Annotated in this window: 9 protein-coding genes; 7 read left to right on the top strand and 2 right to left on the bottom strand. The window is 39.1% G+C overall.

Going from position 1 to position 8,808, the window contains the following annotated elements:
• The first annotated feature begins 40 nt into the window (after positions 1–40).
• The 5 genes from ACEW8U_RS19450 (at position 41) to ACEW8U_RS19430 (ending at position 4,452) form a co-directional block, all read left to right on the top strand.
• Entirely contained in the window at positions 41–988 is a 948-nt protein-coding gene (locus ACEW8U_RS19450) for an acetyl-CoA carboxylase carboxyltransferase subunit alpha (RefSeq protein ID WP_373523726.1), read from the top strand.
• A gap of 90 nt (positions 989–1,078) precedes the next feature.
• Positions 1,079–1,924 (top strand): MBL fold metallo-hydrolase, encoded by an 846-nt coding sequence (locus tag ACEW8U_RS19445; RefSeq protein ID WP_373523725.1) that lies wholly within the window; start codon positions 1,079–1,081, stop codon positions 1,922–1,924.
• Positions 1,914–2,717, top strand: a complete 804-nt coding sequence (locus tag ACEW8U_RS19440) for a patatin-like phospholipase family protein (RefSeq protein WP_373523724.1) — start codon at positions 1,914–1,916, stop codon at positions 2,715–2,717. Before ACEW8U_RS19445 ends, ACEW8U_RS19440 begins: the two co-directional genes overlap by 11 nt.
• Positions 2,714–3,274 (top strand): 1-acyl-sn-glycerol-3-phosphate acyltransferase, encoded by a 561-nt coding sequence (locus ACEW8U_RS19435; protein WP_373523723.1) that lies wholly within the window; start codon positions 2,714–2,716, stop codon positions 3,272–3,274. Before ACEW8U_RS19440 ends, ACEW8U_RS19435 begins: the two co-directional genes overlap by 4 nt.
• A gap of 116 nt (positions 3,275–3,390) precedes the next feature.
• Complete coding sequence (locus ACEW8U_RS19430) at positions 3,391–4,452, top strand: YihY/virulence factor BrkB family protein (RefSeq protein ID WP_373523722.1); 1,062 nt, start codon at positions 3,391–3,393, stop codon at positions 4,450–4,452.
• Positions 4,453–4,631: 179 nt separating this feature from the next.
• Here ACEW8U_RS19430 and ACEW8U_RS19425 read toward each other — a convergent pair whose 3' ends face one another.
• Positions 4,632–5,222: a hypothetical protein gene (locus ACEW8U_RS19425; RefSeq protein WP_373523721.1), complete on the bottom strand. Its 591-nt coding sequence runs from the start codon at positions 5,220–5,222 to the stop codon at positions 4,632–4,634.
• 268 nt (positions 5,223–5,490) lie between these two features.
• Between ACEW8U_RS19425 and ACEW8U_RS19420 the strand changes: the two genes are divergently transcribed.
• Both ACEW8U_RS19420 and ACEW8U_RS19415 read left to right on the top strand, forming a co-directional pair.
• Positions 5,491–7,047 (top strand): neutral/alkaline non-lysosomal ceramidase N-terminal domain-containing protein, encoded by a 1,557-nt coding sequence (locus ACEW8U_RS19420; RefSeq protein WP_373523720.1) that lies wholly within the window; start codon positions 5,491–5,493, stop codon positions 7,045–7,047.
• A gap of 157 nt (positions 7,048–7,204) precedes the next feature.
• Positions 7,205–8,062 (top strand): bile acid:sodium symporter family protein, encoded by an 858-nt coding sequence (locus ACEW8U_RS19415; RefSeq protein WP_373523719.1) that lies wholly within the window; start codon positions 7,205–7,207, stop codon positions 8,060–8,062.
• Here ACEW8U_RS19415 and ACEW8U_RS19410 read toward each other — a convergent pair.
• Positions 8,031–8,780: a pseudouridine synthase gene (locus ACEW8U_RS19410; RefSeq protein WP_373523718.1), complete on the bottom strand. Its 750-nt coding sequence runs from the start codon at positions 8,778–8,780 to the stop codon at positions 8,031–8,033. The genes ACEW8U_RS19415 and ACEW8U_RS19410 overlap by 32 nt on opposite strands.
• Positions 8,781–8,808: the final 28 nt, after the last annotated feature.

Raw genomic sequence — 8,808 nt, 5'->3', positions numbered from 1 at the left:
AATAATCTTTTTATCTTTGCCTAAGTCAAAAAAACCGAGTATGCTATTAGAATTTGAAAAACCAATCGCTGATTTGGAGCTGAAGCTTCAGGAAATGAAGGATTTAGCCAAAGGTAGAAACATTGATTTGACTACGGATATTCAGTCTTTGGAAGAAAAGATTCAGACTTTGAAAAAGGAAACTTTCCAACATCTCACCAGGTGGCAAAGGGTTCAGCTGTCCCGACATGCGGATAGGCCATATGCCCTTGACTATATTTATGAAATCACTACTGATTTTATAGAAATCCATGGAGATCGTACCGTCAAAGATGACAAAGCGATGATAGGTGGACTTGGAGATATAGATGGAAGGACAGTGATGTTTGTAGGCCAACAAAAAGGCAGAAATACCAAGCAAAGACAGGAACGGAATTTTGGAATGGCCAATCCTGAAGGTTATAGAAAGGCTTTGAGGCTGATGAAAATGGCGGAAAAGTTTGGTAAACCAATTGTTACCTTAATTGATACCCCAGGTGCTTTTCCAGGTATTGAGGCTGAGGAACGAGGTCAGGGTGAAGCCATAGCAAGGAACCTGAAGGAGATGTTTATGTTGAAGGTACCTGTAATCTGTATCATTATAGGTGAAGGTGCCTCCGGAGGTGCTTTGGGTATAGCCATTGGAGATAAAGTTTTTATGCTCGAAAACACATGGTATTCAGTGATTTCACCAGAATCATGTTCATCCATTTTATGGAGAAGTTGGGATTACAAAGAACAGGCAGCAGAGGCATTGAAGCTTACTGCGACGGATATGAAAGGTAACGGTCTCATTGATGGGATTATTGAAGAACCTCTTGGTGGTGCCCATAAAGACATGAAAAAAATGGCCGGGACTATAAAACACACGATCCTTGAAGCTTTAAAAGAATTGGATAAAATAAAACCCGAAAAACGCATTGACCAAAGAATAGACAAATTCTGTGCAATGGGAGTTTTTGAGGAATAGAATCAGATTTTCTTTCCCACAAAATCATTTTCAGTTCCAATTTATTTTGGCATATGGTTTTGTGGGATTATTATTTTCAGTAGGATCCAAATGAACTTACATGTAATCCAAACAGGGTTTTTTAAATTAGATGGAGGTGCCATGTTTGGCGTCGTTCCTAAAGTCCTTTGGTCAAAAACCAATCCTGCAGATGGGAACAACCTTTGTACATGGGCCATGCGTTGTTTGCTAGTGGAATCGGGAGATCGGCTGATACTGATCGATAATGGGATTGGAGATAAACAGGATGCCAGGTTTTTTTCACACTATTTCCTACATGGAGACATGAGTCTTGAAAAGTCACTTCATAGCAAAGGTTTTAGCTTTGAAGATATTACTGATAATTTCCTGACCCATTTGCATTTTGACCATTGTGGAGGTGGAGTCAGGTACCTTAATGGAAATCCAGCTAATCTGGAAATGACCTTTCCAAATGCTGTCTATTGGTCAAATGAGGATCACTTGAAATGGGCAATGGAACCTAATGCCCGAGAAAAGGCATCTTTTTTAAAGGAAAATATAGTTCCAATTCAGGAAAGTGGACAGCTAAAATTTCTTAATTTGAATGAAAAGAAATTCGGTACCTCATTTGAATTTTTGACTGCTGATGGACATACGGATAAGCAGATGCTGCCCAAGCTCAACTATAGAGGAAGAACTATTGTTTTTGCTGCTGACCTGCTGCCTTCTGTTGGACATATTCCTTTGCCTTATGTAATGGGTTATGATACACGACCTTTAATTACCTTAGCTGAAAAAAAGACTTTTCTGGAAGAAGCGGCCTTGAACAAATATGTTATATTTCTGGAACATGATCCCATAAACGAATGCTGCACTGTTAAAATGACTGAAAAAGGCGTACGTTTGGACCAAACATTTTCATTGAATGAACTCTGATAAAAAAATTGGAATAGCGCTCTCAGGTGGGGGAGTTAGGGGCGTCGCACATTTAGGTGTTCTGAAGGCCCTAAACCAACACGGAATATTCCCAAATAGATTCAGCGGAAGCAGTGCAGGTGCTATTGTGGGGGCATTGTATTGTAGCGGAATGGTGCCGGATGAAATTCTGGAAATTATCATTAAAACCAATTATTTTAAATTTATAAAACCAGCCATTAGTTGGACCGGAATCCTTAAAATGGATTCTGTGGAAGAACTTTATGCCAAATACCTGCCAACCAATAATTTTGCTGACCTAAAAATTCCACTGACAGTAGTTGCTGTCGATATTAAAAGAGCAAAAGTGGTTTATTTCTCGGAAGGAGAACTGATCAAACCACTGATGGCATCGTCCTGCATTCCGGGAATGTTTGACCCCATGGAAATCAATAATGTATTTTATGTGGATGGGGGAGTCCTTAACAATCTTCCGATAGAACCTTTGGAAGGTTTCTGTGATGCCATTATTGGTGTAAACTGTAACCACCTCCCGATAGAACACAATATCAAAAATATCAAAGCCCTCATTGAAAGGACAGTAATCATGTCCATGAACTACAATGCCTACAGTAGAAAAAGTAGCTGTGATTATTTCATAGAGCCGAAGGGTCTGGCCAGATATGGTGTTTTGGATATCAAAAAAGCAAAAGAAATTTTCGAGGCAGGTTATGAAACAGTAGTTGAATTTATTGCTGAGTATCCCGGAATTACTGAACTTGCCATTGATACAAAAAAAGAATTAAAATCATGATGAAGTTTTTGTCAAGGATTGTGTTTTGGATTAGTGGTTGGTCATTAAATATCGGCTGGCCAAAAGACCTGAAGAAAGCTGTTTTGATTGCTATTCCCCATACAAGCAACTGGGATATATTATATGCAAGGGCAGCATTTTTTCTAATGGATATTCCAGTAAGATTTACCATCAAAAAAGAAGTTATGGTGGGCCCATTGGGTTGGATGATTAAGGGATTGGGTGGAATAGCCATTGATAGGAAGAGAATTCCGGGCGGAAGAAAGCAAACCTACACTGAGGCCATGGTCAATATGTTGAAAGATGCTGATGAATTGGTGATTATGGTGACTCCTGAAGGAACACGAAGCTTTGCCCCAAGATGGAAATCAGGATTTTATCATATCGCATTAGGAGCGGATGTTCCTATTGTCATTGGGTATTTAGATTATAAAAAGAAAGAAGCAGGCATCGGCCCGGTAATTTATCCAAATGGAAAAATGGATGAACAAATAGAGGAAATGAAGACTTTTGGAAGAAAGGTTACTGGAAAGTATCCCGAAAAAGGTATTCGGTAATAAGATTGTTTAATTTTTTGTGAACGGATTGTATAGATTTTTGGTAGAATACGCAGACTGATTTTTTTATAGGTAATATCGAATGATTGGAAGCTTTAGGATAAAAATTTAAAATCATGTTTAGAGCGAATTTCAGAAAATTCAAAAAACACACTTCTTTCCAGATCATTCTGGAGAGCGTTAAGGATTTTGCCAAAAATGAGGCGATGACCTTTGCGGCTTCCACGGCTTTTTATACCATATTTAGTTTGCCCGGCCTCTTGATTGTAGCCCTAACGGTAGCTTCTTATTTTTACAGCGAGGGTGAAGTACGTGAAGAGTTACTCAATCAAGTTACCGAAACCCTGGGTTCTGACAGTGCCGAAACATTCGATAATATCATCAAAAGTGCCAGAGTGGATAACCAGAGTATTTGGGCCAAAGTACTGGGTGTAGGAGTATTAATATTCAGTGCCACAACAGTATTTGTAAGTTTACAGAATAGTATCAATCATATTTGGCATATAAAAGCCAAGCCGGAAAGAGGGATTTTAAAATTTCTAATCAACCGGTTACTGAGTTTTTCTATGGTTGCTTCCATAGGATTTGTTTTATTGGTTTCCCTTTTGGTTGATGCCATCATTGTGATTTTTTTTAAATATCTATCAAATTTATTGGATGAATCAACCTTGTTTTTAGCTTCTATTGCAAACTTTATATTTGCCCAGGGTATTTTGGTTGTCATTTTTGGGCTGATGTATAGAGTCCTTCCAGATGCCCGTGTAAAATGGAGAGATGTTTGGCTCGGGGCGTTTGTGACCATGCTTTTGTTTGCTTTGGGGAAATACTTATTGGGTATTTATATGGCAAATTCGGAAGTTGGAAGTGCCTATGGGACCGCAGGATCCTTGGTATTTATCCTCATTTGGATTTATTATTCCGTGATCATCTTCTTATTCGGAGCTCAGATTACTTTTTACATTGCAGAAAAAGCCGGGGGAAGTATAACCCCCTATAAGGAAGCCGTTAGGGTTGAATTGATGGAAGTAGATGGTGATGGAGAGGTGATCAAAAAAGCTACGGATAAGGATACTCCCCAAGAAATAGAGCAGGCTGGGAAAGAGGAAGAAAAAGCCATAGAAAAAGAAAAAAAGGATGAAGCAAAGGAAAAACAAGAAAAGGATAATGAAGTTGATTGACACCAATATATCCATTTATTGCCAGTAACCCAATATTCTACTACCAACAGGTCAGAAGTCCGAAGTCGGAAGTCCGATGTACTGGACATTTCAATTTCCTAGCGAGTATAATATTGAATTACTATTTTACTAGCATCATTGCGTACATTCATGTTATATAATTAAGGGAATCCGGTAATTCATTCAACTGTCAAAGTAATGTCATCAAAGTAAACCTTACCGATTGTTTTGGGCCCCATTACCATATAAACAGTGATGTATTCTACATCTTTTGGAAAACTGGGAAGTGTAATCGCCAAAGGTTCCCAGTCAAAAGTTCCAAAAACCCGAAATCTGTTTTGGGAGCTCAAAAACCTGTTGATGGTTGTGCCTTCGCTGTCCTCAACAGGAAACATTCTGATCGAAATGTATATGTTACTGCCGGGGCTTTTTAATTCAATATTTTCACCTTTTAAATGAGCCCTTAAGGTCAAGCGTCTTCCTTCTGCGGGCATTGGGCCATCGTAGGTTTGCCTCCATAAAGCAGCATTTATGTTGAGGCTGTCCTGATTTTCAATAAATAATGATCTGTTTCCGGAAAGGAAAGTTTCCTGACTGACCCCTAAAGAAAATCCTTCATTTGCGACTGGCGCCCATGGAGTAACTGAATCAGGAGATAAGGAAATATCTATATTCCGTAGGAGTTGTGAATTTGCAGGTAAACTATCTTTACCAAAATCACATTGGAAAAATAGCAGGCAGATTGATATGACGAGTAATCCTTTATTCATTTGGAAAAGATAATAGACTTATCCGGAAAAACGGAAATCAATCAGGGAGGTTTGACAATTTTTATAATTCAGTTTTATGATTATCCGCAATGATAGGAGTAAATCTGAAATCCCAATGGTTAATTTGTCAAACGCTAAATTACAGTTTACCTTGGTCTTCAGTCTTCTAGCCATTTATACAGAAAACGTCCTCGACTTGCATATAGGTAAATATTCAAATTCAGTTTTTTTATTTATATTGGTTAAATAACCCATAATATTGTTCAATATGAAAAAATGGCTAAAGGTTAGCTTGATACTGCTAGTGGTTATTGCAATCATTTTTGTTTCATATACACTTTACCAATTTAGAGATCGTCACAAAGGCCATGAGGTCGATCTGAAAATCAATTCTTCCCATTCATCAGCTATCAAAGCCGGGTTTTCCAAAGTTGACATCACTCCAATTGATTTCGATACTTGGACAGATAATAATGGAGATGCCCACTTCAACGAGAAGGACGGGGATGTTTACCAGGATCTGAACGGCAATGGTAAATTTGATCCCATTTATTTGGCGGGTTTTCACCACAACAGACCTGCCTCAGGGGTCAACGATCCACTTTGGGCAAGGACTATGGTGCTGGATGATGGCAAATCGAGGCTGGCTTTATGCGTAATTGATATGATCGGATTTGGCCATGATGAAGTGGTCAGGGTAAGGAAACGATTGAAAGAATCATTAGGTATCGACTATTTGATTATTTCAAGTACCCATGTTCATTCTTCTCCTGATTTGATGGGCATGTGGGGAGTAAATGAATATTCCAATGGGGTCAACCCAGATTACCTTGAATTTGTCATGAAGGGAATTCTTGAGTCCGTGGAAAATGCCACCAATGTACTTGAACCAGTTTATTTCAGATTTGCAATAGATGAAGAGGCAGCACTTCCAATGGTGGGTGATACCAGAGATCCACAGGTCTATGATGCGGCTATTCGGATTATGCAAGTGATGGCTTCAAATGATGACCGAACTTTGGGAACGATCATGAATTGGGGAAATCATCCTGAAACACTTTGGTCAGGAAATACCCTGATCAGTTCAGATTTCCCCCATTATTTCAGGGAATATGTAGAAAATGGAATTGTGGAAAATGATAGTCTTCAGATAAAGGGAGTAGGCGGAATATCGATTTTTCTGAACGGTGCACTCGGTGGTTTGATGACAACGCATCCAAGTATTCCAATAGTAAATCCTTATTCGGGTGAAGTCTTTCAGGAAGAAAACAATGGTAAAATCGATGCACAAGGCAAGGCACTGGCCAAAATTGTTCTTGAAAAATTAGCAGATAAAGCCGTACTGGAAGTTAATTTCGCTAATCTCAATATCCGGGCCAAAACCGTAGAACTCTCATTGGAAAACAAACTATTTAAGTTAGCAGCATGGATTGGTATTTTCAAAAGAGGATTAACTTCTTGGTGGAAAATAAGGTCTGAAGTGGCTGTATGGACCATGGGGCCGGCATCATTTGTCCATATTCCCGGGGAGCTGTATCCTGAGATATTGAACGGAGGGGTAGAATCTCCTGAGGGTGCTGATTTTGGTATTGAACCGGTTGAGGTTCCTGCTATCAGGTCGGTCATGCCCGGTCAATTCAGGTTTTTCAATGGCATGTCCAATGACATGATTGGCTATATAGTTCCAAAAAGCCAATGGGATGAAAAACCACCCTTTACCTATGGCAAGGAAAAGAGACCTTATGGTGAAATCAATTCCCTTGGTCCGGAAACAGCACCGTTACTTCACAAACTGGTTTTGGAATTGTTGGAGGATCTTAAGTAAGAATTGAGCATTGGAGTTCTGAATTCCTAATTGGGAATAGCCAATCCAACCCGGGTAAATTTTCAATCAAAATATCTACCAATATCAAATATCCATAAATATCATTATTTTCCCTTTCCAATTTTCAAAGACCCAAAAGGTTTAACCCAAAAACACCATGCAAGACAGCATTCTGACAGCAGTTTTTCTCCCTTTGGCCCTTGCTTTTATCATGCTCGGAATGGGCTTATCACTTTCGATCAAAGACTTTAAAAATATCTTTGTTTATCCCAAAGCCATGATTCTTGGTCTGACCAACCAACTGATTTTGTTGCCGATATTTGGTTTTGCCTTAGCCCAAGTCTTTGGGCTGACAGGTGCTATGGCGGTAGGAGTGATGATTTTGGCAGCTTGTCCGGGAGGTGCTACTTCCAACTTGATTACCCATCTTTCGAGGGGAGATATTGCTTTGTCGATCAGTCTGACGGCGGTAAGTTCTTTTATTACCATTATCACAATCCCCATCATTGTCAATTTTGCCATTGCTTTTTTTGGAGAAGAAGGGAGTATTAGGCTTCCAATATTGCAGACAATTATACAGATTATGGGAGTGACCGTAGTGCCTGTATCTATTGGCATGTTTTTAAAGAAAAGGTTCCCAGTTGTGGCCATCAAAGCCGATAAACCAGTAAGGATTGCTTCAGCAGTGATTTTTGCTGCCGTTTTGATTGCTGCCATTCTTAAAGAAAGAGATTCAATCGTTGAATTCTTTATCCTTACCGGACCAATTATGCTTTCATTAAATCTATTGACCTTGATAGTCGGGTTCTTTTTGGCCTCTGTGTTTCTGCTACCCAAAAGGCAGAGACTCACAATATCCATTGAATCAGGAATTCAAAATGGAACCTTGGGGATTATGATTGCGGCCACATTGTTAAAAAATTCGGAGATGACCATTCCTATTGCAATTTATAGTTTGATCATGTTTATCACTTCGGCAGTTATCATATTTTGGGCAAATAAGAAGAAAGTTTAATTTGATCCGAATTTAGGCCCAATATTCCCATAGTTTTTAGGAAATGATCAGGCAAGTCTGCCTGCAGATTAATTTCTTCCATAGTGTAAGGTTGTGTGAATTTTATTTTCCAACCATGCAGTAACATGTTTTCCAATCCAAACTGAGTTCTGAAAAAATTATTTTGTTTGTTGTCTCCATGAGTAGAATCTCCGATGACATAATGACGTGCATGTGCCATATGCCTTCTTATTTGATGCATCCTGCCTGTATGTGGATATACTTTCAAAAGGGAATATCTGCTTGTTGGATACTTTGGTGAAGAAGGAAAGGGTATTTCAGTTTGGGCCAGAGACCAATAGGATGTTTGGGCCTCTTGTAATTCCCCATATAATTTTTTCTTTAATGGATGATTAATGACCCCATGGTCATCTTGCATATAGCCACGGACTATGCATAGGTAATATTTTTCCACTGCGGTGGTAGGAAATAGGGGTTGTAAAATGGAAGCCGCTTCCGAGGATTTGGCAAACATCAATACTCCGCTTGTTGGTCTGTCAATTCGGTGAAGAGGATACACTTTTTGACCAATCTGATCACGCAAAAGCTGAAGCGCCCATAGTGTATCTTCCTCTTTTGCAATGCTGGTTTTGTGTACCAAAATACCGGCAGGTTTATTGATTCCAATGTAAAAATCATCTTCAAATAGGATATCTAAAACCGGCTTTTCAATGGACATACAGGATTGTTTTTAAGATTTTAATAAT

The organism is Aquiflexum sp. (assembly GCF_041751335.1).
Classification (GTDB): Bacteria; Bacteroidota; Bacteroidia; order Cytophagales; family Cyclobacteriaceae; genus Aquiflexum.
Note: the sequence above shows the minus strand (reverse complement) of the source record. Positions and strands in the feature narration are given on the sequence as shown.

Bases quoted from the DNA above. Each gene is read 5' to 3' on its own strand.
- ACEW8U_RS19450 (WP_373523726.1), top strand. From the start codon at position 41: ATGCTATTAGAATTTGAAAAACCAATCGCTGATTTGGAGCTGAAGCTT.
- ACEW8U_RS19445 (WP_373523725.1), top strand. From the start codon at position 1,079: ATGAACTTACATGTAATCCAAACAGGGTTTTTTAAATTAGATGGAGGT.
- ACEW8U_RS19440 (WP_373523724.1), top strand. From the start codon at position 1,914: ATGAACTCTGATAAAAAAATTGGAATAGCGCTCTCAGGTGGGGGAGTT.
- ACEW8U_RS19435 (WP_373523723.1), top strand. From the start codon at position 2,714: ATGATGAAGTTTTTGTCAAGGATTGTGTTTTGGATTAGTGGTTGGTCA.
- ACEW8U_RS19430 (WP_373523722.1), top strand. From the start codon at position 3,391: ATGTTTAGAGCGAATTTCAGAAAATTCAAAAAACACACTTCTTTCCAG.
- ACEW8U_RS19425 (WP_373523721.1), bottom strand. From the start codon at position 5,222: ATGAATAAAGGATTACTCGTCATATCAATCTGCCTGCTATTTTTCCAA.
- ACEW8U_RS19420 (WP_373523720.1), top strand. From the start codon at position 5,491: ATGAAAAAATGGCTAAAGGTTAGCTTGATACTGCTAGTGGTTATTGCA.
- ACEW8U_RS19415 (WP_373523719.1), top strand. From the start codon at position 7,205: ATGCAAGACAGCATTCTGACAGCAGTTTTTCTCCCTTTGGCCCTTGCT.
- ACEW8U_RS19410 (WP_373523718.1), bottom strand. From the start codon at position 8,780: ATGTCCATTGAAAAGCCGGTTTTAGATATCCTATTTGAAGATGATTTT.